We start from the raw sequence: 26245 nt of genomic DNA, 5'->3' as shown, positions 1-26245 counted from the left end.
CCTGTCCAGCACCGGAAACGGGTTTCGCTCAGGCGCATAATCCGCTACATGGCTTGCATCCCCGGGGGACCGTCCACAGACGGTTGAGAGGCGGCTGATGTGGCTGCGACCCGCTGAACCTGATCCGGATAAGACCGGCGTAGGGAGGGAACGGCTTGTTGCAAAAGCAGACCGCACCCGCCTTCCGCCCCAAATGCAAGAGGAAGGACGGCAAGCCATGGACACGATCTCCGTTCTGACCCTGCGTCTGGCCGAAGCCATGGGTCTCTACATGATCGTCATTGGCATAGGCGGCCTCACCGCGCCCCAGCGTTGGCGGCAGATGATGGACGATCTGCAACGGTCGCCGGGTCTGGTCATGGCGCTGGGCTTTCCAGTTTTCGCGGTCGGCGCGGCGCTGGTCCTCATCCACAGCATCTGGCGCGATCCGTTGTCCATCGTCGTTTCGGCCATCGGTTATGTCGCGCTGATCGAAGGGGCGCTTCTGCTCGCCGTGCCCGGGCCGCTCATCCGTATCGGTTTCCGGTCCCTCCATTTCACCCGCGCCTGGGCGATTGTCAGCATCGTCTTGGGCATCCTCCTGTTCCTCGCCGGCCTGACTGGCCGCGCGACCGTCATCGCCTGAAAGGAAAATCCATGGCCGACGTCGATTCGAAGATTGAACTGGCTTCCCGCACCGAAATGCGCGTGACCACCGGGCCGATCCGGGGTTCGCGCAAAATCCATGTCGGCCCGCTCAAGGTCGCCATGCGCGAGATCGACCTGGAACCCGGCAGCGGCGAGCCGCCGGTGCGCGTCTATGACACGTCCGGTCCGTACACCGACCCCGATGCGCGCATCGACATCATGGCGGGCCTGCCCGCTCTGCGCCGCGACTGGATCATCGGCCGGGGCGATGTCGAGGAATATGACGCCCGCACCATCCAGCCCGAAGATAACGGCCTGAAAGGCCACGATCGCAGCGCCACCGGCACAGTCTCGACTGTGACGGAATCCAGAAACGGACGCGTCCAGCCCTTCCCCAACCTCGTCTCGCGCCCGCTGCGCGCCAAGCCGGGCATGAACGTCTCCCAGATGCACTATGCCCGTCGCGGCATCATCACGCCGGAGATGGAATATGTCGCCGAGCGCGAGAATCTCGGCCGCGCCCGCCTCGCTGAATATATTCGCGACGGTCAGGATTGGGGCGCGGAAATCCCCGACTATGTGACGCCCGAATTCGTCCGCGACGAGGTCGCCCGGGGCCGCGCCATCATCCCGTCGAACATCAACCACCCGGAATCGGAGCCGATGGCCATCGGCCGCAACTTCCTGGTGAAGATCAACGCCAATATCGGCAATTCGGCGGTGGCCTCCGACGTGGCGAGCGAAGTCGACAAGCTGGTCTGGTCGATCCGCTGGGGCGCCGACACGGTGATGGACCTGTCGACCGGCCGCAACATCCACGACACTCGCGAATGGATCATGCGCAACTCGCCCGTGCCCATCGGCACCGTGCCCATCTATCAGGCGCTGGAGAAGGTCGGCGGCATTGCCGAGGAACTGACCTGGGACATCTTCCGCGACACGCTGATCGAGCAGGCCGAGCAGGGGGTGGACTATTTCACCATCCACGCGGGCGTGCGCCTGCCCTATATCCCGATGACGGCGAAGCGCGTCACCGGCATCGTCTCGCGCGGCGGGTCGATCATGGCGAAATGGTGCCTTGCCCATCACAAGGAATCGTTCCTCTACGAACATTTCGACGAGATCACCGAGATCATGAAGGCGTATGACATCGCCTATTCGCTGGGCGATGGCCTGCGCCCCGGTTCGATCGCCGACGCCAATGACGAAGCGCAGTTCGCCGAACTCTACACGCTGGGCGAACTGACCAAGCGCGCCTGGGAACAGGATGTGCAGGTGATGATCGAAGGGCCGGGCCATGTGCCCATGCACAAGATCAAGCAGAATATGGACAAGCAGTTGGAAGCCTGTGGCGAGGCGCCCTTCTATACGCTTGGGCCGCTCACCACCGACATCGCGCCGGGTTACGACCATATCACCAGCGGCATCGGCGCGGCGATGATCGGCTGGTACGGCACGGCGATGCTCTGCTACGTCACGCCCAAGGAGCATCTCGGCCTGCCCGACCGCGACGATGTCAAGGTCGGCGTCGTCACCTACAAGCTCGCCGCCCATGCCGCCGACCTGGCGAAAGGCCACCCTGCCGCCAAGGTCCGCGACGATGCGCTCAGCCGCGCCCGTTTCGAGTTCCGCTGGCGCGACCAGTTCAACCTGTCGCTCGACCCCGATACGGCCGAGCAATATCACGACCAGACGCTGCCCGCCGAGGGCGCGAAGAGCGCGCATTTCTGCTCGATGTGCGGCCCCAAATTCTGCTCGATGAAGATCACGCAGGAGGTCAGGGACTTCGCCGCCAAGCAGAGCGTAGGGGCGGTCAGCGGCCATGCGGGGGATGGCCGCAGCCCCGGAGCCGGCTCGCAAAGCGAGCCGAGGCCCGCCGACAGCGTCATCGCCGCCGAGGATGCCGAAAAGGGCATGGCGCAGATGAGCGAGATGTTCCGCGAAACCGGCAGCGAACTCTATATGGGCGCCGGCGGGCGGGAGCATGACTGAACCCAGTGCCGGGCGTCGATGACGCCCGGCAAGGGCCAATGGCTGGAATGGCCCTGGGCCACTGGACATGCCCGGGGGAGGGCGGGTATCCCTATCGCGATCCGCGAGGGGTCAGATAAAGGGCCTGATAGCGGCCGAAGGATTTTCGGTCGCGCACATCATAGCAGCGTTGGAACGCCGCCGCCCACGCCGCATGGTCCCGGTCGACCAGAATCCACCCGGGTCGCCGATACGCAACAGCGCCCCGTTCGATATAATATTGAATCATCGCATCCGGCAGCGGCGCGAAATTCGCGATATTGTTGACGCCCGTCCAGGCCAGGCCGGCGGGGCTTCTCGGCATCAGCTTATTGTCGTCGAACAGCATGACCATGCCCGCGTGCCGAGCGCGCAGATAGTCCAGTCCCGCCACCGCGTCCGCCGAGAGGAAGGGCGGCCTGTTATTGTCATCCGGCGTGAACCGGGAAATCAGTTTGGCCGGACCGAGGGTCAGCAGGCCCGACCGGGCCGATCCCTGTTGCCAATGGGCGAAATTGAATGCCGTCACGAAGGCGATCATGGTCGTGAGGCCGGTATAGATGAAGCACCGGACAAAATGCGCCGTTGGGGACCGGTTTTCCCGCATATTCACCAGAATGGCGCAGAGCAGCGGCACCAGCAGCGGAAACAGGTTGAGGATATTATTGTCGTGGCTCCGGCTGATGAAATAGCTGCCGGCGCCCGCCAGTCCGAGCAGGCAGGCGTAGAGCGGCCGGACAGCCGCGGATAGACCCCGTCGCCCCAGGATCGGCAGGGCCAGGGCGATGGCGGCCAGCGCAATCCAGACCGTGCCTGCGGGATTGACGGGCAGGGCGCCGGGCGGGTGCTGGATATAGGCAAGAAACTGCCAGAGCGCGATGGACCTGGCCGACAGCAGCCAGAGCGCCAGTGCCAGGCCGGCCATCCCGACCGCCAGAGCGCCTGCCCCGCGCAATGCCCCCTTGGCCAGCGCCCTTGCGGCCTCGGCCTTTCCGCTGGCGCCCTCGGCGTCGCGCAGGGCGAGATAGGGCCACCAGATCAGGCTTCCGAAAAAGGCCGCCTCGGGCGACCAGAAGAGATCGATCAGCCAGATCGCATGACCGATCCAGTCACGCCGGACCTGCCGTTGTTCGGCATGGAGAATATGGAGCAGCAGCGCGGAAATGGACAGGAAACGCAGGCCCGCCACCGATGGCGTCATCGCCGGTCCCGCGAACTCGGTGGGGAAGCCGGTCCAGAAAAAGGCGGCGCAGAACATCGCGAGCAGCGCGAGCCACCGCACGCCGCGGGAGAGCCGGGCGGTCAGCAGGATGACCCCGCCGCCAAGCGTGGCGAAATAGAGCGCGTTGGCGGTGATTGCGGTCGCGTACATGCCGCGCCAGCAGTCGTCGCCGCAACCCTCCATCAGCAGGAGCGTGGGACCGAGGCCATATTGGATGGGAAAATCGCGATAGGGCACGCCGCCGCCGCGCCAGGCCTCGACCGGCGCGAGATAGGCGCCCCAATGATGCCAGGCCGCATAGGTCGTTTCCGAGGCTTCGAACGGAGCGGTGAACAGCCCGACGGCCAGGCCGACAAGCGCGCACAGGATCAGGCATGGCATCAGCGGGACGTGGCGGGCAGCCGCCTCTTTCCAGCGCGGCAGATATCCGGCGGCGAGCGCCAGCAGGGCGGCGATCAGCGTCGGCACGAAGCCCAATTGAGGCGATGGCGTCCACCAAAAGGCGGTCGCGAACAGCAGCGCGGCGGTGATGCCGCCCAGCAGGGAGGGCACACCGAGGCCGATGAGCGGAATCAGCACGAATATGCCGATCATCGGAAATGCCCCGTGTCGGGCGATCGTCAGGGCGACGGCGCCGATCAGCAAGATCGCGCAGATCGCCCGGTCGCCGGATCGCTGCCCGCCGGCGTGGCGCATGGCCAGGACCGACGCATAGGGCGCCAGCAAAACCAGCAGGAGCAATCCGGCATAGGCGGCGATAATCGTCAGGGATGACGTCATGGACGCGCCTGCCTTGCTTCCGCCGTTGCGATGGCCGCGGGCCAGGGTCGATCCCAGCATGTAGCGGGGTTGACGCGGCTCACATGATCCACGGGATGGATAGGAAAAGGAAATGCGGCGCGGTCCGCGAAATAGGCATTATGCGGGGCTGAAAGGTTGGTCTGGCGGTCCCAGACACCTGCCACCGAACAATGGGGCACGGGGGATGGCGGGAGGCGCAGGGCATTGGCGATCCCGATGCCGCCGGTCACTGCCCCCAGCAGGAGGATCGTCAGAAAGCAGAGCCGAGTGCGCCGGTCGTCGATCCGCCCGGCCCAGTCGCCGAACGCCACGGCCATCAGCGCCAGCGGCATGATGGATGCCCGCGTCTGGAAATCGTTGAACATGCCCATGGACCAGCTGGGCATCAGGAAAAGGCATGCGCCGGAAATCAGGATGGTCGGCTTGTCGACCCTGTTGTCCGGATCGCGCAGCAGCGGCAGGAGAAAGGGGATCACCTCGAACAGCATGAGCAGGACATAGACGATGGCCTTGGGCGGGCGCAGGCCTCCCCCGATTGCCGTCGCTCCGCTGGACAGATAGGCCAGGGCCGGGATCGCAACCAAGGTTGCGATCGCAGGCAATGCGACGTCGCGCCAACTCCAGCCCTTGGTCCAAAGCGCGCGCAGGCCCGCGAAAAGGGCGAAGGGCAACGCGCCGAACAGGATCAGCGGCGACCAGAGGGCCACCAGCGGCAGGGTCGCGGCGAACAGGCCGACCGGCGCGAGCTTCCGTTGCCAGAGCAAATAGGTCAGCGCGACCGCCCAGCCTGCGATGGCATGTTGGGGCACCCAGAAGATCTGGGTGATATGCGCACTATATTGATAGCCGTCCGCCCAGTCCTCGATATGGTCCCAACGGGCCTCGCCATTGGTCAACTGGACGAGCAGGTTGCCCACCACGTCGAGACCGCTGAACGCCACGAAGACGGCCAGGGCGATCAGGCGCGACCGGCGGGTGTCGAACAGCGCGGAACCCTGGGCCAGCAGCAGGCCGAGGAACAGGCAATTGTGCGCGAACAGGGTCCAGTCGCGACCGACTTGGCTGGCCCCGCCCCACAGCGCGGGCAGCAGGTACATGCCGACGGGCGCGCGCAGCAGTTGCGAATGTCCATCCAGCCAATAATCGAATGGCCAGCGATGGGTGCCCATGTCGGCGAGCACGGCATCGCGGACCTGCCAATCGGCCGGCGCGAAGAAAAGCCGCCCCTCTCCGCCCAGGAGCAGCAGGATCGCGGCGACGGCGAGGCAGAACAGGATGGTCGAAAGACCGATCCGACAGGCACCCGGCATGAAGCGGTAGGCGATGCCGGCAAGCAGCGGCGGCACGATCAGGGCAAGCGCCGTCACCAGGGCCGGCGAGCCGCCCAGAAGGCGCAGCAGCAGCACATTGTCGAGGGCGAACAAGGCGACGAGCGACGCCGTCAGCGTACGGAGCGGAACGGATGCTGCCGGAGCGTACCGGATTCCCGCCGTCTCTTTCGCGGCCAGATGCCGCGTCATGCCGCCTCCGCGCCCAGTTTCCGCTGGAGGGCATGAACCGGATTTTCGGCAGCGGCGGCGGCATCCATGTTGATGCGTTCCCGCTCGACCACCAGCGGACGCTTGCGCACCTGTGCGTGGATCGAGGTCACATATTCGCCCAATATCCCCAGAAAGGCGAGTTGAATGCCCGACAGGAAGAAGAGCGCGACGATCACCGTCATCATGCCGCGCGGCGCAAGGTCGGGCCGCAGGGCATAGAGGCCGACGGACGCCACCGCATAGAGCATGCAGAGCGCCGCCATCGCAACGCCGGCGAAGGTGCACAGGCGCATGGGCGCGTTGGTGAAGCTGAAGATGCCGTTCAGCGCCTGGTCGATCAAGCGCGGCAGGTTGTTCTTGGAAATGCCGGATCGCCGGGCCGCCCAGGTATAGGGAACAATCGCGCGGCGGAAACCGACGGACGCGATGATGCCGCGAATATAGGGATAGTGATCGTCGTGGCTGACGACCGCCTCCCAGACCTTGCGGTCCAGCAACTGGAATTCCCCGACATTCAGGGGAATGTCGATGTCGCTGAGGCTGCGGACGGTGCGGTAGAAGATCGCCCGGCAGGTGCGGAGCGTCAGGCTTTCCTGCCGGTTGACGCGCGCACCCGCGACGACCTCCACCCCGCTTTCCCACAGTTTCACGAATTCGGGGATCATTTCCGTCGGGTCCTGAAGATCGGCGGGCAGGAAGACGACCACCGCGTCGCCGGTGGCGGCGCGCAGCGCGTTGAAGTTGGAACGGAAGGGGCCGTAATTGCGGGCGTTGAGGATCACCTTCATCGACGGGTCGGCGGCCGCCAGCCCGCGCAATATGTCCTGCGTGCCGTCGCTGCTGTCATTGTCGGCGAAGATATGCTCGCGGCCATAGCCCGCCAGCGGCGCGCCGGGGGCGAACAGGGCGGCGACCGCGTCACGGCACGCCTCGACATTGTCCGCCTCGTTGAAACAGGGCGTCACGATGGAGATGGTCTTCATGATGTCTGCTCCGGCGAAGCCGCGAACACGAAGCGGCGCATGGCAAAGAAGGTAAGCGCGAAGATCGGCAGGATGATCGCCTGGGCCAGCAAGGGACCCAGACCTGCGCGCATGGCGCAATCGAGCAACAGGATGTTGAGGCCCAGCATGGCCGAATAAACGATGAGGAAACGCGGCAACCGGCGCAGATCGCGCGAGCGGAAGACCGCGCTGGTGGTCAGGAAATTGAACAGCACGCCCGCCAGGGTGCTGACGATCACCGCGACATGGGGAAGCACGCCCATCAAGATTTGGGCGCCGTAGACGGTGTAGCCGAACAGCGTGTTGATCCCGCCCGCGAACAGGAAGCCCAGGAAACGGCGGTCGAGCACGGTCGCGATCATGCCGCCTGCCTCAGCGCGTCGACCACGGTGATCAGGCCGTCCTCTATGGCGACGCGCGGCGCCCAGCCGGTCGCGGCGGAAAGGCGGCTGCAATCGCCCTCCAGATGCATGATCTGGTTGGGGCCGAAGGGAAGCTGGCCGAAGGTCAGCGCCAGGCCCGGGCAGGCGAGGTCGCGGATGCGTTCGACGATGCTGCGCACGGTGACGGCGCGACCGCTCGACAGGTTGAAGACGCCCTGCGCGCTGTCGGTCAGCGCGGCCGCCATGACGCCGCGTGCGGTATCGGCGATGTGCAGATAGTCCCATTTCTGCGTACCGGCGCTGGTGCGCGGCGCTTGTCCGGCCAAGATCTGGGCAGCGACTGACGGGATCAGCCAGTTGGGATTGTCGCCGGGGCCATAAGGCGAAAACAGCCGCAGCCAGGCAAAGCCGATCCCGGCCTCCGTCGCCCGCTGGCGCGTGAGATGGCAGGCGGAGAGCTTGGCCGCGCCATAGAGAAGAAACGGTTCGGTCGCGGCGCTTTCATCGATGCGGCGGTCGTGACGGCCATATTCGGCCTGGCTGCCGATGCCGACGAAACGACCGGCGCCCGTGGCGATCCCGGCGTCGAGCAGGGCGACGGTGGTGCGGATATTGTCGAGCTGGACATCGCCCGCGCGGGCGGGTCCGCCGACGCCTTCCCAGGCGGAATGGATGATGATGTCGGGCCGCGCCTGCATCAGCGCGGCGCGGACCGCTTGTCCGTCGGCCAGATCGGCCCTGACGATGGCGCACCGTCCGGCCAGCGCGACGACGCGCGGCGCCGATGGGTTGCGCACCAGCACAGTGACCTGATGCCCGTCGCGCGCAGCAAGGTCGGCGACGGCGGCCCCGACGAAGCCGCCCGCGCCGGTGACCAGAATGCGGCTCATGCCGGCACCATGGCGAGGAAATCCTCCGCCTGCGCGCGGGTGACGGCGCGCTTGTCGTCGGCGCGATACCAGTCGGCGGTCAGAGCCAGCGCCCGGTCCAGCGACAGGCGCGGACGCCAGCCCAGCGCATCGGCAGCGGCCGAGGAATCGAGCGTCAGCATCGCCGCTTCGTGCGGATGCTCGCCCGGCTGCTTCGTCCAGGGCCGGGTTGCGCCCCAATGGCCAGCGAGCCGTTCGATGACCTCGCGCACGCTCGCCATGTCGGCGGCGGCCGGACCGAAATTCCAGCCGCGCGCAAACCGGGCAGGGTCGGCGGCGAGGGCCTGCGCGAGCAGCAGATAGCCGGTCAGCGGTTCCAGCACGTGCTGCCAGGGCCGCACGGCATCGGGGTTGCGGATTTCGAGCGTGCGGCCTTCCGAAAAGGCGCGGACGGCGTCGGGCACGAGCCGGTCGGCCGACCAGTCGCCCCCGCCGATGACATTGCCCGCCCGCGCGGTGGCCAGGCCCACGCTCCGCTGCGCCAGAAAGCTGTCGCGCCAGCAGGCGCTCACCAGCTCGGCGCACGCCTTGCTGTTGGAATAGGGGTCATGACCGCCCAGCGGGGCGTCTTCGCGATAGCCCTCGGTCCGGCCGTCATTGGCGTAGCATTTGTCGGTGGTGACCGACAGGATGGTGCCGACCGAAGTCGTCTTGCGGCACGCCTCCAGAATATGGGCGGTGCCCATGACATTGGTGCGGAAGGTGGCGAGCGGATCGACGTAGGACGCGCGCACCAGCGGTTGCGCGGCAAGGTGCAGGACGATCTCCGGCTCCGCCGCCGCCATGACCGCTTCGACGGCGGCGGCGTCGCCAATGTCCGCGACATGATGGTCGCAGCATGATGGGCCATCGATCAGATCGAACATGGCGGGTGTCGTGTCCGGCGTCAGCGCCAGACCGGTGACGCGGGCGCCCAACAGGTCCAGCAGCACCAGCAGCCAGCTTCCCTTGAAGCCGCTATGGCCGGTCACAAGCACGCGCCTGCCCGACCAGAAGAGGGGATCGGGCGTGACGGCGCGCGCGCCGTGCCGTTTCAGTGCCAGCTTTTCCATGGAGCCTCGTGCCGTTCCCACATGCCTTCGAGCATCTGCCGGTCGCGCAGCGTGTCCATCGGCTGCCAGAAGCCGTCATGGAAGAAGGACCGCAATTCGCCATCCGACGCCAACCCTTCGAGCGGCTCGCGTTCCCAGATGCAGCCATCGGAATTGCCCAGATATTGGCCGATGGAGCGGTTGAGGACGAAGAAGCCGCCGTTGATCCAGCCGCCTTCCTCCACCGGCTTTTCGGCAAAGGCCGCAACCCGATCGCCGTCCAGGTCGAGCTGGCCGTAGCGGCTGGCGGGGCGTACCGCGGTCACGGTCGCCTTGCGGCCATGGGCGCGGTGGAAGTCGATGGCGGCGGCGATGTCGAGGTCGGCGACGCCGTCGCCATAGGTGAGGCAGAAATCCTCATCCTCGCCCAGATACTGCATCGCCTGCCGCAGACGGCCGCCGGTCATCGTTTCCGCGCCGGTGTCGATCAGGGAGATTTTCCAGTCCTCGCAGGCGTTGCGATGCACGTCGGTCGTGCCGCGCCGCAGGTCGATCGTCACGTCAGACATGTGAAGCGCGTAGTTGAAGAAATATTCCTTGATCATGTAGCCCTTGTAGCCAAGGCACACGATGAATTCGGTCACGCCATGATGGGCGTAGATCTTCATGATGTGCCACAGAATGGGCTTGCCGCCGATCTCCACCATGGGCTTGGGCCGGACCGAGGTTTCTTCGGCGAGGCGGGTGCCGAGGCCCCCTGCAAGGATGATCGCTTTCATGGGTCATATCCTATGAACAGGCATGGTAAAGAAAGCGTTATAGGGTGAGGCCGCCGATGCGATTGAGGGTCGATTGGCCCGCAACCCTGTCGCAAATCTCCGCCGACAGGGCGATCGGTTCGATTCGGCCGGCGGCCGGCGTGCCCGCGACCGATTCGGTCAGCCAGGATCCGAAGCCGCCATCGGCGAGATGATCTTCCAGCGTCGTCACTCTCTCATGCCGGGCGATCTGCGCGGGTTGATCCGCCTTCGCCGCCATGCTCCAGAGCGGCAGCGACCAGACCGCACGGCCCTCGGCCCGGCTCATCGCCGCGCCCAGCGCCGCGCCGGTGGACAGCAGGATCGAATCGTCATCTCCATCGCGCACCTTGACCCAGCGGCCGGGCGCGACATCGGGAATGCTGTCGTGGAAGCGCGGCTCACCGGCCTTGCCAAGCCGCAGATAGGAGGGGCCGGGATTGGCGACCAGCCAGCGCAGGCAGGCGCGCGTCTCCAGCGGATCGCCGGGCGCGGCGATCGTCATGTGGGGCATGGCCCGCATCAGCGCATAATCCTGCACGGCATGGTGCGAATAGCCCAGCGCGCCATAGGCAACGCCGCCGCCCACCGCGACCACGGTGACGGGCAGGCGGTGATGGTCGACATCGTTCCGGATCTGCTCGGCGCAGCGGAAGGTCGGGAAATTGGCGATGGAATAGGTGAAGACATGATAGCCTTCGCTCGCCATGCCCGCGGCGAGGCCGGTCATATTCTGCTCTGCCACGCCCGCATTGACGAACCGGTCGGGGAAACGATCGGCAAATTCCTCGATCACGCTATAGCCCAGATCGCCGACGATCAGGGCGATATGGTCATGGCTTTCGGCGAGCGCGGTCAGTTCCTCGATGAAGGCATTACGCATCGCCCTTCTCCCCCGCGATTTCCGTCAGCGCCTGTGCCAGCAGTTCGGGGGTGGGATTGCGGTAATGCCACTCCACCCTGTTTTCCATGAAGCTGACGCCCTTGCCCTTGATCGTGTGGGCGATCAGCATCATCGGCCTGCCGGGTTCCCAGGGCGCAGCCTCCAGCGCGGCGACCAGCGCGCCATGGTCGTGGCCGTCGACTTCGCGTACTGCCCATCCGAATGCCTCGAACTTGGAATGCAGCGGTTCGAGCCGCAGCGTCTCGTCCACGGTCTTCAGGCTTTGCAGCTTGTTGTAATCGATGATGCAGACCAGGTTGTCGAGGCCATGGTGCGCCGCGAACAGCGCCGCTTCCCAATTGCTGCCCTCGCCCCATTCGCCGTCGCTGGTCAGGACGATCGTGCGCCAGTCCTGCCCTCGCCGCTTCGCCGCCAACGCCTTGCCGGTACCGAAGGGCAGGCCGTGGCCCAGCGCCCCGGTGGAAAATTCCGCGCCCGGCACCTTATGGCTGATATGCGCCATCAGCATCGATCCGTCGCTGCCATAGCTGTCGAGCAGGGCGGGGTCGATGAAGCCGGTTTCCGCCAGGGCGGCATAGACGGCGACGCAGGCATGGCCCTTGGACAGGATGAAGCGATCCCGTTGCGGATGGTCGGGCGCGGCCGGATGAACGCGCAGCGTCCGGCCGTAGAGCACCGCGACGATGTCGGCGATGGAGAGGGCCGATCCGATATGCGACGCCTTGGCCCGCGTGACCATGCGCAGGGCCTGGCCGCGAATGCGGCGGGCGAGCGGTTGCGTGTCCTGCGGCTCGGCCGCGACGAAGGGCGCTTCTTTCATAGGCGGCAAAGTCGCTGGATATGGTTAAGATTTATTCAACCAAAGCGGGCTAGCGTCAGTCCCATGAAGCATGATCCCATCGCCAAGGCACGCCCCTGTCCGCTTTGCGGAGCCGGACCCGATCAGGCCGAACCCTTCCTGTCCGACACGCGCGACGACAGCCGGGTCAGCGCCTCCAGCTTTGCTTCGCGCAAGGTGCCGGAATATATGAGCCATGCGATGGTCCGGTGCCGGCAGTGCGATCTGGCCTATGTCGACCGGCCGCCCAGCGTGGCATCGCTGGCTGCCAGCTATCATGCCGCCGATTATGACAGCGCGGAGGAAGCGGAAGATGCCGCCGACGCCTATGCGCGCGCGCTGAAACCCGTGCTCGAACGGTTGACGGGACGGGGCGCCGCGCTGGAGATCGGCACGGGAACCGGCGCCTTCCTGGAGCGGCTGGAGCTGTCGGGCTTTGTGCAACTGATGGGGGTCGAACCGTCGAACGCCGCGATTGCGGCCGCGCCCTCGCGCCGGAGGGCCTGGATTCGCGAAGGCATTTTCGAGGAGAAGGATTTCGCGGCAGAGAGCTTCGATCTCATCTGCTGCTTCATGACGCTGGAGCATGTGCAGGACCCCGGCGCGCTGGTCAGCGCGGCCTATCGCCTGCTGCGGCCGGGCGGCGTGTTCGTCGCCGTCACGCATGACCGGCGGGCGTGGCTCAACCGGCTGTTGGGACGGCGCTCGCCGATCGTCGATATCGAACATATGCAGCTTTTTTCGGCCAAAAGTTCCCGATGCCTGCTCCGGCAGAATGGTTATGAATCGGTCGACGGAGCGAGTTTCCGCAATAGCTACCGGCCAAGCTACTGGCTGCGACTGGTGCCGATGCCCGATGGCCTCAAGCGAAAATTGACCGGGCTGCTACGCGGCTCCTGGCTGGATCGCCGCAGGCTTCCGTTCAATGTCGGCAATTTCATGAGCTGGGGCTTCAGGCCGCCTGCCTTGTCTGACGATTAAAGAAACATGGGGAAAACAGGGAAATAGGGTACCCTATCTGATCGAAAGGGGCTTAGAGACCGCTTGATCGCGGTCCCTTCAAATTTTTGCTTTCCCTGGGAAAACTGGAGCGGGCGAAGGGATTCGAACCCTCGACCCCAACCTTGGCAAGGTTGTGCTCTACCCCTGAGCTACGCCCGCTCTGGCGGCCGGAGGAAGTGTCCCTCTCGGCGGGTGGGGGGCAACTAGCAGCGGCTTCCCACCTCGGCAAGGGTGAATTTGCAGAAAATTGCTTTTTTCTGCCCAGAGCCGTTTTTCGGCCGTTTCACCCGGTAAATTCTGTCCTTTCGGGTAGTCCGCCGCCATCCGGGGTTCTTCCGGGCCTCCATTCGCCGTGCCATAAGGGATATAAACGCCCCCCGCTTCGTATCGCATGGGATCAGGAGGAATGCCGCTCATGACCGTCGAACCGATGAGCCGCCGCAACCTGCTTCAGGGCAGCGCGGCCGCCGCCGCAGCGCTGCCTGCACTGGGTGAAGCGCGGGCCGCCCCTGCCGATCATCGGCATGCCCGGAAGGAGGAAGGGTCCATGACGCCCGTAGGACTGACCGTGAACGGTCGCGAAGTGCATCTTCATCTCGATCCGCGCACGACCCTGCTCGACGCGTTGCGGGAGCATCTGCGCCTGACCGGCACGAAAAAAGGCTGCGACCATGGTCAATGCGGCGCCTGCACGGTGATCGTGGAGGGACGGCGCATCAACAGCTGCCTCACCCTGGCCGTCATGCACGAGGGCGACCGGATCACCACCGTCGAGGGTCTGGGCACGCCGGAGAAGCTCCATCCGATGCAGCGCGCCTTCATCACCCATGATGGCTATCAGTGCGGCTATTGCACGCCGGGCCAGATCTGTTCGGCGGTAGCGGTGCTGGACGAAATCGCGGCGGGAATTCCCAGCCATGTCACGGACGATCTCGACAAGGTCGCCTTTTCCGACCGGGAGGTGCGTGAGCGGATGAGCGGCAATATCTGCCGCTGCGCCGCCTATTCCAACATCGTCGCGGCGATTCGCGAAGTCGCGGAAGGGGAAAAGGCATGAGGCCGTTCACCTACAGCCGCGCCGGCAGCGTCGAGGAGGCGGCGAAGACCGCCGCCGGAACCCCGGGCGCGCGCTTCATCGCGGGCGGCACCAATCTGCTCGATCTGATGAAGCTCCAGATCGAAACGCCGACCCATCTGATCGACGTCAACCATCTCGGCCTCGACCGGATCGAGCGGACGGCGGAGGGCGGCCTGCGGATCGGCGCGATGGTGCGCAATACCGATCTGGCGGCGGATGCGACCGTCCGCCGCGACTATGCGGTGCTCAGCCGCGCGCTGCTCGCCGGTGCCTCCGGCCAGCTTCGCAACAAGGCGACGACAGGCGGCAATCTGCTTCAGCGCACCCGTTGTCCCTATTTCTACGACACCCGGATGCCGTGCAACAAGCGCAAGCCCGGCAGCGGTTGCGGCGCGCTCAAGGGGATGAGCCGCAGCCTCGCCATCCTGGGCACGAGCGAGGCCTGCATCGCCCAGCATCCGTCCGACATGGCGGTCGCGCTGCGCCTGCTCGATGCCGGCGTCGATACGGTGCGCGCCGATGGCAGCCGCCGGACGATCCCCATCGCCGATTTCCACCGTCTGCCCGGCGCAACGCCCCATGTCGAAAATGCGCTGGGGCCGTGCGAGTTCATCACGTCGGTGACGCTGCCCCAACCGCTGGGCGGAACCCATGTCTATCGCAAGGTCCGCGACCGTGCCTCCTATGCCTTCGCGCTGGTTTCGGTCGCGGCGGTGTTCGCGCGGGACGGCAAGGCGCGCTTCGCCTTCGGCGGGATCGCGACCAAGCCCTGGCGCAGCGATGCCGCCGATGCCGCTGCCCCCTCCGGCGCGGCTGCGGTGGCCGAAGCGGCGCTGAACGGAGCGCGCCCCACCGCGCATAATGGGTTCAAGCAGCAATTGACCGCGCGCACGCTCGCTTCGCTCTATCGGCAAAAGGAGGCTTGAGCCCCATGAAGTTCGATACGCCCGCCACCGCCAATCCGATCGACCGGGGCCGGGTCATCGGCATTCCCCACGACCGGATCGACGGCGCCGCGAAAGTCACCGGCACCGCGCCCTATGCCTATGAACGGCATGACGTCGCGCCCGATCCCGCCTATGGCTGGATCGTCGGGTCCGCCATCGCCAAGGGCCGGATCGGCGCCATCGACCTGCGCGCCGCGCAAGCCGCGCCGGGCGTCCTGGGCATCGTCACCCATCAAAATGCCGGGCCGCTCGACAAGGGCGATCTGAACACCGCCCATCTGCTGGGCGGTCCGCGGATCGAACATTATGAGCAGGCGGTGGCGCTGGTCATCGCCGACACGCTGGAAAATGCGCGCGACGCCGCCCAGCTTCTGCGCATCGATTATGTGCCGGAACAGGGCCGGTTCGACCTTGCGGCGGAGCGCGCGAATGCCGTCGCTCCCCCGACCATTATCGGCGGCCGCACGGACACCCGGACGGGCGATTTCGACACGGCCTTCGCCAAGGCGCCGGTGAAGGTCGACCAGAGCTACACCACCCCCGACCAAAGCCACGCGATGATGGAGCCGCACGCCACCACCGCGGCATGGAATGGCGACAAGCTGACGCTCTGGACTTCCAATCAGATGATCGCGTGGAGCGTCGGGGAAATAGCCAAGACGCTGAAGATTCCGAAGGAGAATGTCCGCCTTGTCTCGCCCTATATTGGCGGCGGTTTCGGCGCGAAGCTGTTCGTGCGGGCCGATGCCTTGCTGGCGGCGCTGGGATCGCGGATGGTCGGCCGCGCGGTCAAGGTGGCGATTGCCCGGCCGCAAATCCCTAACAACACCACGCATCGCCCCGCCACCATCCAGCGCGTCCGCATCGGCGCCGACCGGCATGGCGTGATCGACGCCATCGCGCACGATGTCTGGTCGGGCGACCTGCCGGGCGGCAGCGCGGAATCGGCGGCGCAACAGACGCGCCTGCTCTATCGCGGCGCCCACCGGCTGACGACGCACCGCTTGGCGACGCTCGACCTGCCGGAGGGCAATGCGATGCGCGCGCCGGGCGAGGCCGTAGGCCTGCTGGCGCTGGAAGTCGCGATGGATGAGCTGGCGGAGGCGTGCGGCGTCGACCCGGTCGAACTGCGCATCCGCAACGATGTGCAATATGATCCCGAAGCCGGGCCGCAGCGTCCCTTCTCCAGCCGGAAGCTGGTCGAATGCCTCCGTCAGGGCGCGGCACGGTTCGGCTGGAGCCACCGCAACCCCAGGCCGGGGCAGGTGCGTGACGGCCGCTGGCTGGTCGGCATGGGGGTCGCTTCGGCCTTCCGCAACAATCTGGTCGGCAAATCGGGCGCGCGCATCGGCGTCGATGGACAAGGGCATGTCACTGTCGAAACCGACATGACCGACATCGGCACCGGCAGCTACACCATCCTCGGCCAGACGGCGGCGGAGATGTTGGGCGTGCCGCTGGAGGCGGTGACCGTGCGGCTGGGCGACAGCCGCTTTCCGGTATCGGCCGGATCGGGCGGGCAATGGGGCGCGAACAGTTCGACGGCGGGCGTCTACGCCGCAGCCATGGCCCTGCGCGCGAAACTGGCGGAGAAGGCGGGATTCCCGGCGGACAAGGCGGTGTTCGAGGATGGGCTGGTGCGGCTGGGCAACCAGTCGCAACCGCTCGGCGCGCTGGCCGGGCGAGAGGGGCTGTGGGCGGAAGACAGCATGGAATTTGGCGACCTTGCCAAACGCTATGCCCAGGCCACCTTCGGCGCGCATTTCTGCGAGGTCGGCGTGGACATCGACACCGCCGAGGTCCGCATCCGGCGGATGGGTGGGGCCTTTGCCGCCGGCCGCATCCTCAACCCCAAATCGGCGCGCAGCCAGGTGATCGGCGCCATGACCATGGGCGTCGGCGCGGCGCTGATGGAGGAATTGGCCGTGGACACCCGCTTCGGCTTTTTCGTCAATCACGACATGGCCGAATATCTGGTGCCGGTTCATGCCGACATTCCCGATCAGGACGTGCTGTTCATCGAGGAACTGGACGACAAAAGCTCCCCCATGAAGGCGAAGGGCGTCGGTGAACTGGGGATTTGCGGGGCAGGGGCGGCGGTCGCCAATGCGATCTACAACGCCACGGGGGTGCGGCTGCGCGACTATCCCTTGACGATCGACAGGATTCTGGCTGCGTCGACCGGCAAAAGGGTCGCTTGAACTTCTGAGGCGATGCCCCTACTCGCTCCGCAAAAGAGGGGGAAAGGGCGCCATGAAATATCTTCCGCTGTCACTCGCGCTGGCCGCGATTCCGACCGTCGCGTTGGCCAATGCGGAGGCGCCCGATCCGGCCCGGATCGTCGTGACGGGGGAGGGGCTGGCCTTGCCGCCGGGGACCCCAGCCTATGGATCTGTGGCGATCGACCGGGATCGGCTGGCGAACAGCGCGTCTGGGCGGATCGAGAGCATATTGGGCGACGTGGCGGGGTTCCAGCAATTCCGCCGCTCCGACAGCCGATCGGCCAATCCTTCGGCGCAGGGGGCGACCCTGCGGGCGCTGGGCGGCAATGCGTCGAGCCGGACCTTGGTGCTGCTGGACGGCGTGCCCATGGCCGATCCCTTTTTCGGTTATATCCCGTTCAGCGCGCTGGTGCCCGACCGCCTATCGGTGGTGCGGGTGACACGCGGAGGCGGGTTGGGGGCCTTCGGCGCGGGCGCGGTGGCGGGGGCCATCGAACTGGCCAGCGCCACCCGCGACCAGTTGCCGACCTTCGCCGCGAGCGCCTTTTACGGCAGCCGGGACGCGACCGAACTGTCCGCCGGCATCGCCCCCGATCTGGGCGGCGGCTATGTCTCGCTTTCGGGTCGCTGGGACCGGGGCGGCGGATTCCAGACCACGCCGAAAGACCAGCGCGTCGCCGCCACCGCGCCTGCCGCCTATGACGGCTGGTCGACGAACCTGCGCGCCGTGGCGCCGCTCTCCGCGACGTCGGAGATCCAGTTTCGCGGCACGCTCTTTCACGACGACCGCACGCTGCGCTTCAAGGGCGCCGACAGCATGAGCGAGGGGCAGGACGCCTCCATCCGCTTCATCTCGCGGGGGGCGTGGCAGGTCGATGCGCTGGCCTATATCCAGGCGCGCAACTTCTCCAACATCGTGATCGTCGCCCCCACGCCTACGACCTCCCGCAAGTCGCTCGACCAGCGCAACACCCCCTCGACTGGCATCGGCGGCAAGATCGAACTACGCCCGCCCGTGGGCCCCGATCATGTGCTGCGCGTGGGTGCCGACACCCGTATTGCCACCGGCGATATGTATGAGGATGTCTATAGCGCAGCGGGGGTCGTGACGGCGCGCCGCCATGCGGGCGGGGACCAGATGACGACCGGCTTCTTTGCCGAGGATGACTGGACCATTGGCAGTCTGGTGCTGACCGGAGGCGTGCGGGCGGATCGCTGGACGATCAGCGACGGCTTCTTCCGTCAGGCCAATGGTACCGGTGTCGGTACACTCAACACGGCTTTTGCCGACCGTTCCGATTGGCAGTTCTCTGGCCGGGCTGGTGTCCTCTACCATCTCGGTGATGCGATCGCCGTGCGTGGCGCAGGGTATACCGGTTTTCGCTTGCCGACACTCAATGAACTTTACCGGCCATTCGTGGTTGGCTCCGTCAGGACTGAAGCCAATGCTGCATTGACGCCTGAAAAACTGAAAGGCTTGGAGGCAGGCGTCGACATCAACCCGGCAACGGGTGTGAGCCTTTCCGCAACGGCCTTCTACAACAAGCTGGACGACGCCATTGCGAATGTGACCGATCCATCCAATCTCAACGCCCGCCAGCGTCGGAATGTCGATGCCATCGTGGCGAAGGGGATGGAACTGACCGCCTCGGGCCGCATCGCGGATTTCCTGCTGTCCGCCTCCTATGCCTATAGCCACAGCACGGTGCATGCGCCGGGGATGCGGTTCGACGGTCTGACTCCCGCGCAAAGCCCGCGCCATGCCGCCAGCGCGACGCTCGCCTGGGAACCGGAGCAGGGTCCAGCGCTCTCCGCCACGCTGCGCTATGTCGCCAAGCAATATGAGGATGATCTTCAGGCCTATGCGCTGCCCGACGCGCTGACGGTGGATGCCGTGGCACGGCTGCCGCTGGGCCATGGCGTGACTCTGATCGCGAGGGGCGAGAATCTTTTCGACGAAAAAATCTATACCCGGCTCGGCACGGACGGCTCGATCGATCTGGGTACGCCCCGGACTTTGTGGATCGGCGTCAGATTCAGTCGGTAAGTCAGGCCTCGGGCGTTCCACCGCCACGCCGGTGGAGGACCGCCGCACGGCGCTGCGCTTCATCGTCCATCAGCGACATGCCGTGAGGTGTATCGCGGGCTAGGACCGCTCGAGTCCCGGAATGTTGGAAAATCAGGCGACTAAAGGGTCGCGGGAGGAAAATGGTGCTGCCGGCGAGGATTGAACTCGCGACCTCAGCCTTACCAAGGATGCGCTCTACCACTGAGCTACGGCAGCACTATTTTCAGCTCCGTCTGGCTTATCGCGCCAGCGGAGCCGGGCCTATGGCCGCCTCATCGTTCCATGTCAAGGCGGCTTGCGGCACTTTGTGTAAATTGCTTAAGGACCGCCCATGATGACAGGAAAAGCCGGCGGGCAAGACGAACGGAAAGAGCGGTTGGCGCAGGCATTGCGGGACAATCTGCGCCGCCGCAAGACGCAGGCGCGCGAATCGAAGGAGGTGGAAACCCCCCAGCGCCCCGACGACGCCAGGGGGTAAACCCGCTTACAAGGGCGCGCAGGCCGCCTTCAGCCAATCGAGCGCCGCGCCTTCAAGCTGCGGCCCCACAACCTCCATCACCTTGGCGTGATAAGCGTCCAGCCAGGCGCGCTCCGCGCCGGTGAGCAGGTCCGCCGCAATCGCATTGCGGTCGATCGGCGCGAAGGTCAGCGTTTCGAAGCCCAGCATCTCCCGCTCGGCACCTGTCACCTCGCGCGGTTCGACCAGCACCAGATTCTCGATCCGGATGCCGTACTCGCCGGTCTTGTAATAGCCCGGCTCGTTGGAGAGGATCATGCCCGCCTGCAACGGCTCGTCGCCGCCGGCGAAGGTGGCGATCCGCTGTGGCCCCTCATGCACCGACAGGAAGCTGCCGACGCCATGGCCGGTGCCATGGGCATAATCCAGCCCTTCGGCCCAGAGGAATTGCCGCGCCAGCACGTCGAGCTGTCCGCCCCGCGTGCCCTGCGGGAACTGCGCGCGGGCCAGCGCGATATGCCCCTTCAGCACCAGCGTGAAGCGATGCTTCATCTCGTCCGAGGGCGTGCCGATGGCGATGGTGCGGGTCACGTCGGTGGTGCCGTCGCGATACTGCCCGCCCGAATCGACCAGATAGAGGCTGCCCTTCTCGATCCTGCGATTGGTCTTTTCCTCGACCCGGTAATGCACCACGGCGCCATTCGGCCCCGCGCCGGAAATGGTGTCGAAGGACAGATCTTCCAGCAGCCCGGTTTCCTTGCGAAACGCCTCCAGCTTCGCCGCCGCGCCCAGTTCATCGACGCCGCCCCTGGGCGCTTCGACCGCGATCCAGTGCAGGAACCGGCTGAGCGCCGCTCCGTCGCGCGCCTGCGCTGCCTTGTGCCCGGTGATCTCCACGGGGTTCTTCACCGCCTTGGGCAGCACCGCCGGATCGCGCAGCGCCAGCACCTGCGCGCCGCCCGCTTCCAGCGCCTCGAAGATCGCGGCCACGGCCCGTTCCGGGTCGGCAACCACGGTCTTGCCGGCAAAGCCCGCCAGCGCATCGGCGAAATCGGCCCGGGGCTGCACGCGCACCGCGTTGCCCAGATGCTTCACCACCGCCTCGTCGATTTTCTCCGGCGCGACATACAGGTCCGCCGTCGCGTCGGCATGGACGATGGCATAGGCGAGCGCCACCGGCGTCCGATCCACATCCTTGCCGCGGATGTTGAAGGTCCAGGCCAGCGAATCGAGCGCCGACAACACTGCCGCATCGGCATGCTTCGCCGCCAGCCAGTCCGCCATCGCCTGCCGCTTCTCGGCCGCCGACCGCCCGGCATGGCGGTCCTCATGCACCACCAGCCTGGCGTCGCTCGGCGCGGGCCGGTCCGGCCAGACCGCGTCCACCGGATTGGTGTCGACCGCCACCAGCTCCGCCCCGCGTTCGGCCAGCGCCTCGCTCGCCGCCTTCACCCAGGCCCGGGTGTGCAACCAGGGATCGTAACCGATCCGCCCGCCCGCCGGGACATGCTCGCCCAACCACGCCGCCACGGAGGTTTGCGGCACGCTCTCATATTGCCAGTGCGCCCCGTCGACCTGCTCGCGCACCTGCAGCGTGTAGCGCCCGTCGACGAAGATCGCCGCCTCTTCGGGAAGCACCACCGCGCTGCCCGCCGAGCCTTGGAAGCCCGTCAGCCAGGCCAGCCGCTGGGCATAGGCGCCGACATATTCGCTCATATGCTCATCGGTCAGCGGCACGACGAAGCCATCCAGTTTATCGCGCACCAATTGGGCGCGCAGGGCCTTCAGCCGGTCTTCATGAGTAGACATCAAATTTCCCTTGGACTTGTCGGCCCTCTTGCACAGGGCCTATGGCCGCCAACATAAGCAGACCCATATCGTTTCGCCAGATCAGGATAGTGAATGAACGCTCCGACCGCTGACCGCCGCCCGCACAGCTTCTCCCGCCATGGCATCACGGTGGAGGATCCCTATGCGTGGCTGCGCGACCCCGGCTATCCGGAGGTGAAGGACGAGGCGGTGCTGTCCTATCTGGAGGCAGAGAACGCCTATTTCGAAGCCGCGATGCAGCCGCACAAGGCGCTGACCGACGCGCTGTTTGCGGAGATGAAGGGCCGCATCAAGGAAGATGACAGCTCGGTCCCGCAGAAGGATGGCGATTATATCTACTGGCGCGCGTTCGAAATCGGCGCCCAATATCGCAAATGGTATCGCAAGCCCGTCGCGGGCGGTGAGGACCAGCTGATCCTCGACGAGCCTGCACTGGCGGAGGGCCACGACTATTTCCGCCTGGGCGCGATGTCGGTCAGCCCGGACGGCCGCTACCTCGCTTATGCCATCGACAATAACGGCTCGGAACGGTTCGAGGCGCGGATCAAGGACCTCTTCACCGGGGACATCCTGCCGGAGATCATTCCCGACACCCTGTCCTCGCTGGTGTGGACGAGCGACAGCAAGGGGCTGCTCTACGGCATCGCCAACGATCAATGGCGCACCGATAATGCCCGCCTGCACTGGCTGGGGCAGAGCGTGGAAAGCGACATCGAACTGTTCCACGAGGATGACGAAGGTTTCCGCGTCTCGGTCGGCCTCACCTCTTCCGAAAAGTGGATCGTGATCGCGACCGGCGACCATGTGACGACCGAAACCTGGCTGCTGCCCGCCGACAATCCGACGGCCGAACCCTTGCTCGTCGCTGCCCGCAAGCCCGGCCGCGAATATGAGGTCGATGAGCATGAGGGCACGCTCTATATCCGCACCAATGACACCCATCCGAACTTCCGGCTGGTCAAGGCGTCGCTGGAGGCGCCGGACCGGTGGGAAGAGGTGATTGCGTCCGACCCGCATTTCTACCTGACCGACTTCACCCTGTTCAAGGGCTTCTACGTCACCGAAGGGCGGCAGGACGGCCTCGACCAGATCGAACTGCGCGATTATGCGACCCACGCGCCCAAGCGCATTCCCTTCCCCGAAGCCAGCTATTCCGCGTCGCTCGACGACAATCCCGAATATGACGTGACGAAGCTGCGCATCGGCTATGAATCGATGGTCACGCCCGACACCATCTACGACTATCACCTTGCCACGGGTGAACTCGAAGTGCTGAAGGTGCAGGAAATCCCTTCGGGCTATGACGCGACCCGCTATGCGACGGAGCGGCTGATGATCGCGGCGCGGGACGGCACGCAGATTCCCGTCTCCATCGTCTACCCCAGGGACCTGCCCCGCGACGGCAGCGCGCCGCTGCACCTTTACGGCTATGGCGCTTACGGCATCGCCATGGAGCCGGGCTTCTCCACCAGCCGCCTGTCGCTGCTGGATCGCGGTTTCGCCTTCGCGCTCGCCCATATTCGCGGCGGCGACGACCTTGGCCAGCAATGGTATCTCGACGGCAAGCTCGACAAGCGGACGAACAGCTTCACCGATTTCGTGGACGTGGCGAAGGGGCTGATCGACCTCCAATATACCTCCAGGGGCCGGATCGGCATCTCCGGCGGATCGGCGGGCGGCGAGCTGATGGGCGCGGTCGTCAACAGCGACCCGGACCTCTGGGGCGCGGTGGTGGCGCATGTGCCCTTTGTCGACGTGCTCAACACCATGCTGGACGAAACCCTGCCGCTGACGCCCGGCGAATGGCCCGAATGGGGCAACCCCATCGAGGACAAGGCGGCGTTCGAGACGATCCTTGCCTACGATCCCTACAGCAATGTCAGCACCCAGGATTATCCGCCGCTGATGGTCACGGCGGGTCTCAACGACCCCCGCGTCACCTATTGGGAACCGGCCAAATGGGTGGCGAAACTGCGCGCCACCAAGACGGACGGCAATATGCTGATCCTGAAGACCAATATGGGCGCGGGCCATGGCGGCAAATCGGGCCGGTTCGAAAGCCTCCACGAACTGGCGGAGGAGTTCGCCTTCATCCTGTGGCAACTGGGCGTGGCTGACTGATGTCCTCGACCTACATCACCCACTTCACGGCCGCGCCCGAGCATATCGATATGCTCGGCCATGTGAACAATGCCGTCTGGGTCCAATGGATGGAACAGGTCGCGACCGAACACTGGACCCGCGACGCAGACCCGGCGCATGTCGACGCCTATGTCTGGGTCGTGACCCGGCATGAAATCGACTATCGCGGGAACGTTCGGCAGGGAGAAACGGTTTCCGTCCGCACCTGGATTCCGGACGGTCCGCGTGGCGCCCGCTTCGACCGGCATATGGAATTTACCGGGTCCGATGGCAAGGTAAAAGTCGCGGCCAAATCGACCTGGGCGATCATCGACAAGCAAAGCGGTCGCATACTCCGTGTTCCGCCGGATGTTTCCGCGCCTTTTCTGGACAATTGATCGGTCTGGAACTTCGTGATCTGATCGCACGTTTTCTCCTCCACTAAACATGATGACAGGAGAAACTATGCGTGGGATTGGCGCTTCAATGCGTGTGCTTGCTGCTGCATCGACTTTATTTCTCGTGAGCAGCCCGGCACTGGCAGGCGACGACCAGAAACGGGCTCTGGCCGCCATTGCGGAGGCCCGGGGCAAGATCGACGCCGCCGCCAAGCTGAATAGCGGCGACGTGAACCCTGCGGTCATGGCCAAGGCCCAGGCGTCGCTCCGCCTCGCCCAGGAACAGCTTAGAAACGGTAAAAAGAAAGACGCCATAACGACGGCGATCGAGGCGCAGCAATTTGCCGATACCGCGATTGGCGAAAAGCAGGTCCGCGCCGAAACGGATGCGCAAATCCAGGCATCCACCGCAGCATCCGCGCAGCAAGACGCCGCCGCCGCCAATGCCCGCGCGGATGCGGCCGAGCGGGCCGCGGCCTCGGCGGCGTCCGACGCGCAGGCCGCTCGTGCGGCGGCCGCCACGCCTCCGCCCGCGAGCACGACCGTCACGACGGAGACGGTCAAGACCGTTCCAACGACCGCCGTGCGCAAGGCGGCTCCGGTCAAACATAGGGTTGTGCGCAAGACCAGCAGTCCCGCGCGCACCTCGGTCGTGGAAAAGACGACCACGACCGTGACGAACCGCTGAGCGGTATAAGAGGAGCCGCGTTTCGGCAGCGAAATGCGGCTCCCCTGGAGCATCGTGCGAAAAAGTGGGCGAGCCGGAGGGACGTGACTCCGAGCTCGGGTTTTTCGTAAAAAACGATGCGACAACAAAGGAGGTGAGCAAGCGACCCGCGTCTGATTTAGCAACTTGCTCTAGAACGGCGGTCAGACCAGACGCCTCTCTTCCTGCCGCGTCTTCCACAGCGACCAGCCGACCCCCGCGCCGATCAGCGCAAAGGTGACGCCCAGGCTCAAGGCGGGCGGGAATTTCCCGCCATCCAGCAGGAAGTCCGCCACGAAGATCTTGGTGCCGATGAACACCAGGATCGCGGCCAGCGCATATTTCAGATAGTGGAAGCGGTGCACCATGGCCGACAGCGCGAAATAGAGCGCCCGCAGGCCCAGGATCGCCATGACGTTCGAGGTATAGACGATGAAAGTGTCGGTCGTGATCGCGAAGATCGCTGGCACACTGTCTACCGCGAACACCAGATCGGCGAAATTGATCACCACCAGCGCCAGCAGCAGCGGCGTTGCCGCCATCACCATTTTCTCCGTCTTCGGATCGACCATGCGCGCAAAGAAATGCTCGCCATGCAGCTGCGGCGTTACCCGCATATGCTTTGAAATGAAGCGGATCAGCGGATTCTTGCCGACATCCATCGGTTCGTCGCCGCTGAACATCATCTTAATGCCGGTGAAGATCAGGAAGGCGGCGAAGAGGTACAGCACCCAATATGCCTGATGCAGCAGCATCGCCCCGCCCGCGATCATCAGACCGCGCAGCACGATCACGCCGATAATGCCCCACAGCAGCGCGCGATACTGATATTTCGGCGGAATTGCGAAATAGGTGAAGATCAGGCTGATGACGAAGACATTGTCGATCGACAGCGCCTTTTCGATGAAGAAACCGGTAAAATATTGCATCCCCGGCTCCGGTCCGCGCACGAACCAGACCCATGCGCCGAACGCGCAGGCGATGCTGATGTAGAAGAGGGAGAGCTTCAGGCTCTCCTTGATGCCGATTTCCTTGTTTTCCTTGTGCAGGAAACCGAGGTCGAAGGCGGTCAGCGCCACAACGATGGCGAAGAAGGCCAGCCAGAACCAGGCCGCTGTCCCCAGCCAGTCCATGAAGAGAAATTCCACGGGATATGCTCCTCTCGTTCAACAACAAAGTTGACCGGAGAATCCGCTGCGAAGGGGAAGGGGTGGTCTAAACCAAGCCGTCAGTCGCACCGGATAGTCCGATGCGGTCCGACATCACGCGCTGCATGGAGATCAGCGCGCCAGAGGGGCCCGGTCCGCGAGCGGGATCATAGGGGAGGAG

22 protein-coding genes, 2 tRNA genes and 1 riboswitch are annotated in these 26245 nt (G+C 65.4%); of the genes, 11 read left to right on the top strand and 13 right to left on the bottom strand.

The genetic code is table 11. The annotated features are described in order from the left end of the window. The first annotated feature begins 52 nt into the window (after positions 1-52). Positions 53-163: riboswitch (TPP riboswitch) on the top strand. 54 nt (positions 164-217) lie between these two features. Together F7P65_RS02365 and thiC are read left to right on the top strand one after the other, a co-directional pair. Next, entirely contained in the window at positions 218-625 is a 408-nt protein-coding gene (locus F7P65_RS02365; RefSeq protein ID WP_150290136.1) for a DUF2065 family protein, read from the top strand. A gap of 56 nt (positions 626-681) precedes the next feature. After that, a complete protein-coding gene (gene thiC / locus F7P65_RS02360) occupies positions 682-2619 on the top strand; it encodes a phosphomethylpyrimidine synthase ThiC (RefSeq protein WP_150290223.1) in 1938 nt (645 codons plus the stop codon). A 91-nt stretch (positions 2620-2710) separates the two neighbouring features. On the opposite strand, the gene F7P65_RS02355 is transcribed toward thiC, so the two are convergent. From F7P65_RS02355 to F7P65_RS02315, 9 genes are read right to left on the bottom strand one after another with little or no spacing between them, the layout of a single operon-like run. After that, a complete protein-coding gene (locus tag F7P65_RS02355; protein ID WP_150290135.1) occupies positions 2711-4639 on the bottom strand; it encodes a hypothetical protein in 1929 nt (642 codons plus the stop codon). After that, on the bottom strand, positions 4636-6180 hold the full coding sequence (locus tag F7P65_RS02350; protein WP_150290134.1) for a hypothetical protein: 1545 nt from the start codon (positions 6178-6180) through the stop codon (positions 4636-4638). The genes F7P65_RS02355 and F7P65_RS02350 overlap by 4 nt, the downstream gene beginning before the upstream one ends. Beyond that, on the bottom strand, positions 6177-7184 hold the full coding sequence (locus F7P65_RS02345) for a glycosyltransferase family 2 protein (protein ID WP_150290133.1): 1008 nt from the start codon (positions 7182-7184) through the stop codon (positions 6177-6179). Before F7P65_RS02345 ends, F7P65_RS02350 begins: the two co-directional genes overlap by 4 nt. Next, complete coding sequence (locus tag F7P65_RS02340) at positions 7181-7567, bottom strand: GtrA family protein (RefSeq protein ID WP_150290132.1); 387 nt, start codon at positions 7565-7567, stop codon at positions 7181-7183. Before F7P65_RS02340 ends, F7P65_RS02345 begins: the two co-directional genes overlap by 4 nt. Continuing rightward, positions 7564-8478: an NAD-dependent epimerase/dehydratase family protein gene (locus F7P65_RS02335; protein WP_150290131.1), complete on the bottom strand. Its 915-nt coding sequence runs from the start codon at positions 8476-8478 to the stop codon at positions 7564-7566. The genes F7P65_RS02340 and F7P65_RS02335 overlap by 4 nt, the downstream gene beginning before the upstream one ends. Then, on the bottom strand, positions 8475-9569 hold the full coding sequence (gene rfbG / locus F7P65_RS02330; protein ID WP_150290130.1) for a CDP-glucose 4,6-dehydratase: 1095 nt from the start codon (positions 9567-9569) through the stop codon (positions 8475-8477). Before rfbG ends, F7P65_RS02335 begins: the two co-directional genes overlap by 4 nt. Then, positions 9551-10327: a glucose-1-phosphate cytidylyltransferase gene (gene rfbF, locus F7P65_RS02325; protein WP_150290129.1), complete on the bottom strand. Its 777-nt coding sequence runs from the start codon at positions 10325-10327 to the stop codon at positions 9551-9553. Before rfbF ends, rfbG begins: the two co-directional genes overlap by 19 nt. A 37-nt stretch (positions 10328-10364) precedes the next feature. Then, positions 10365-11228, bottom strand: coding sequence for a transketolase family protein (locus F7P65_RS02320; protein ID WP_150290128.1), 864 nt, complete (start codon positions 11226-11228; stop codon positions 10365-10367). Then, entirely contained in the window at positions 11221-12069 is an 849-nt protein-coding gene (locus F7P65_RS02315; protein WP_150290127.1) for a transketolase, read from the bottom strand. Before F7P65_RS02315 ends, F7P65_RS02320 begins: the two co-directional genes overlap by 8 nt. A 63-nt stretch (positions 12070-12132) precedes the next feature. Between F7P65_RS02315 and F7P65_RS02310 the strand changes: the two genes are divergently transcribed. Continuing rightward, complete coding sequence (locus F7P65_RS02310; protein ID WP_240334167.1) at positions 12133-13068, top strand: class I SAM-dependent methyltransferase; 936 nt, start codon at positions 12133-12135, stop codon at positions 13066-13068. A gap of 105 nt (positions 13069-13173) precedes the next feature. Here the strand turns inward: F7P65_RS02310 and F7P65_RS02305 are convergent. Further along, positions 13174-13248, bottom strand: a tRNA-Gly gene (locus tag F7P65_RS02305). Between the two features lie 256 nt (positions 13249-13504). Here F7P65_RS02305 and paoA point away from each other — a divergent pair. The 4 genes from paoA to F7P65_RS02285 are packed head-to-tail and all read left to right on the top strand — an operon-like array spanning position 13505 to position 19383. Next, the gene (gene paoA, locus F7P65_RS02300; protein ID WP_150290126.1) at positions 13505-14146 is read left to right on the top strand and encodes an aldehyde dehydrogenase iron-sulfur subunit PaoA; all 642 of its coding nucleotides are present in this window, start codon (positions 13505-13507) and stop codon (positions 14144-14146) included. Further along, positions 14143-15093 carry an FAD binding domain-containing protein gene (locus tag F7P65_RS02295; RefSeq protein ID WP_150290125.1) on the top strand — a complete coding sequence of 317 codons (951 nt, stop codon included), beginning with the start codon at positions 14143-14145 and terminating at the stop codon, positions 15091-15093. The genes paoA and F7P65_RS02295 overlap by 4 nt, the downstream gene beginning before the upstream one ends. Before the next feature lie 5 nt (positions 15094-15098). Then, positions 15099-17315 carry an aldehyde oxidoreductase molybdenum-binding subunit PaoC gene (paoC, locus tag F7P65_RS02290; RefSeq protein ID WP_150290124.1) on the top strand — a complete coding sequence of 739 codons (2217 nt, stop codon included), beginning with the start codon at positions 15099-15101 and terminating at the stop codon, positions 17313-17315. A gap of 52 nt (positions 17316-17367) precedes the next feature. Next, positions 17368-19383 carry a TonB-dependent receptor plug domain-containing protein gene (locus tag F7P65_RS02285; protein ID WP_150290123.1) on the top strand — a complete coding sequence of 672 codons (2016 nt, stop codon included), beginning with the start codon at positions 17368-17370 and terminating at the stop codon, positions 19381-19383. A gap of 162 nt (positions 19384-19545) precedes the next feature. Here F7P65_RS02285 and F7P65_RS02280 read toward each other — a convergent pair. Further along, positions 19546-19620: transfer RNA gene (locus F7P65_RS02280), tRNA-Thr, on the bottom strand. Between the two features lie 115 nt (positions 19621-19735). On the opposite strand from F7P65_RS02280, the gene F7P65_RS21925 reads away from it, so the two are divergent. Then, positions 19736-19882 carry a hypothetical protein gene (locus F7P65_RS21925; RefSeq protein ID WP_205451889.1) on the top strand — a complete coding sequence of 49 codons (147 nt, stop codon included), beginning with the start codon at positions 19736-19738 and terminating at the stop codon, positions 19880-19882. 6 nt (positions 19883-19888) lie between these two features. On the opposite strand, the gene F7P65_RS02275 is transcribed toward F7P65_RS21925, so the two are convergent. Continuing rightward, positions 19889-21670 (bottom strand): aminopeptidase P family protein, encoded by a 1782-nt coding sequence (locus F7P65_RS02275; protein ID WP_150290122.1) that lies wholly within the window; start codon positions 21668-21670, stop codon positions 19889-19891. A 93-nt stretch (positions 21671-21763) separates the two neighbouring features. Here F7P65_RS02275 and F7P65_RS02270 point away from each other — a divergent pair, with 93 nt between their 5' ends. From F7P65_RS02270 to F7P65_RS02260, 3 genes are all read left to right on the top strand, one after another. Next, positions 21764-23812 (top strand): S9 family peptidase, encoded by a 2049-nt coding sequence (locus tag F7P65_RS02270; RefSeq protein ID WP_150290121.1) that lies wholly within the window; start codon positions 21764-21766, stop codon positions 23810-23812. Then, on the top strand, positions 23812-24210 hold the full coding sequence (locus F7P65_RS02265) for an acyl-CoA thioesterase (RefSeq protein ID WP_150290120.1): 399 nt from the start codon (positions 23812-23814) through the stop codon (positions 24208-24210). Before F7P65_RS02270 ends, F7P65_RS02265 begins: the two co-directional genes overlap by 1 nt. A 67-nt stretch (positions 24211-24277) precedes the next feature. Beyond that, a complete protein-coding gene (locus tag F7P65_RS02260) occupies positions 24278-24898 on the top strand; it encodes a hypothetical protein (RefSeq protein WP_150290119.1) in 621 nt (206 codons plus the stop codon). 182 nt (positions 24899-25080) lie between these two features. Here F7P65_RS02260 and F7P65_RS02255 read toward each other — a convergent pair whose 3' ends face one another. Continuing rightward, on the bottom strand, positions 25081-26064 hold the full coding sequence (locus tag F7P65_RS02255) for a TerC family protein (RefSeq protein WP_150290118.1): 984 nt from the start codon (positions 26062-26064) through the stop codon (positions 25081-25083). Positions 26065-26245: the final 181 nt, after the last annotated feature.

The organism is Sphingobium estronivorans (genome assembly GCF_008692605.1).
Taxonomy (GTDB): domain Bacteria; phylum Pseudomonadota; class Alphaproteobacteria; order Sphingomonadales; family Sphingomonadaceae; genus Sphingobium; species Sphingobium estronivorans.
Note: the sequence above shows the minus strand (reverse complement) of the source record. Positions and strands in the feature narration are given on the sequence as shown.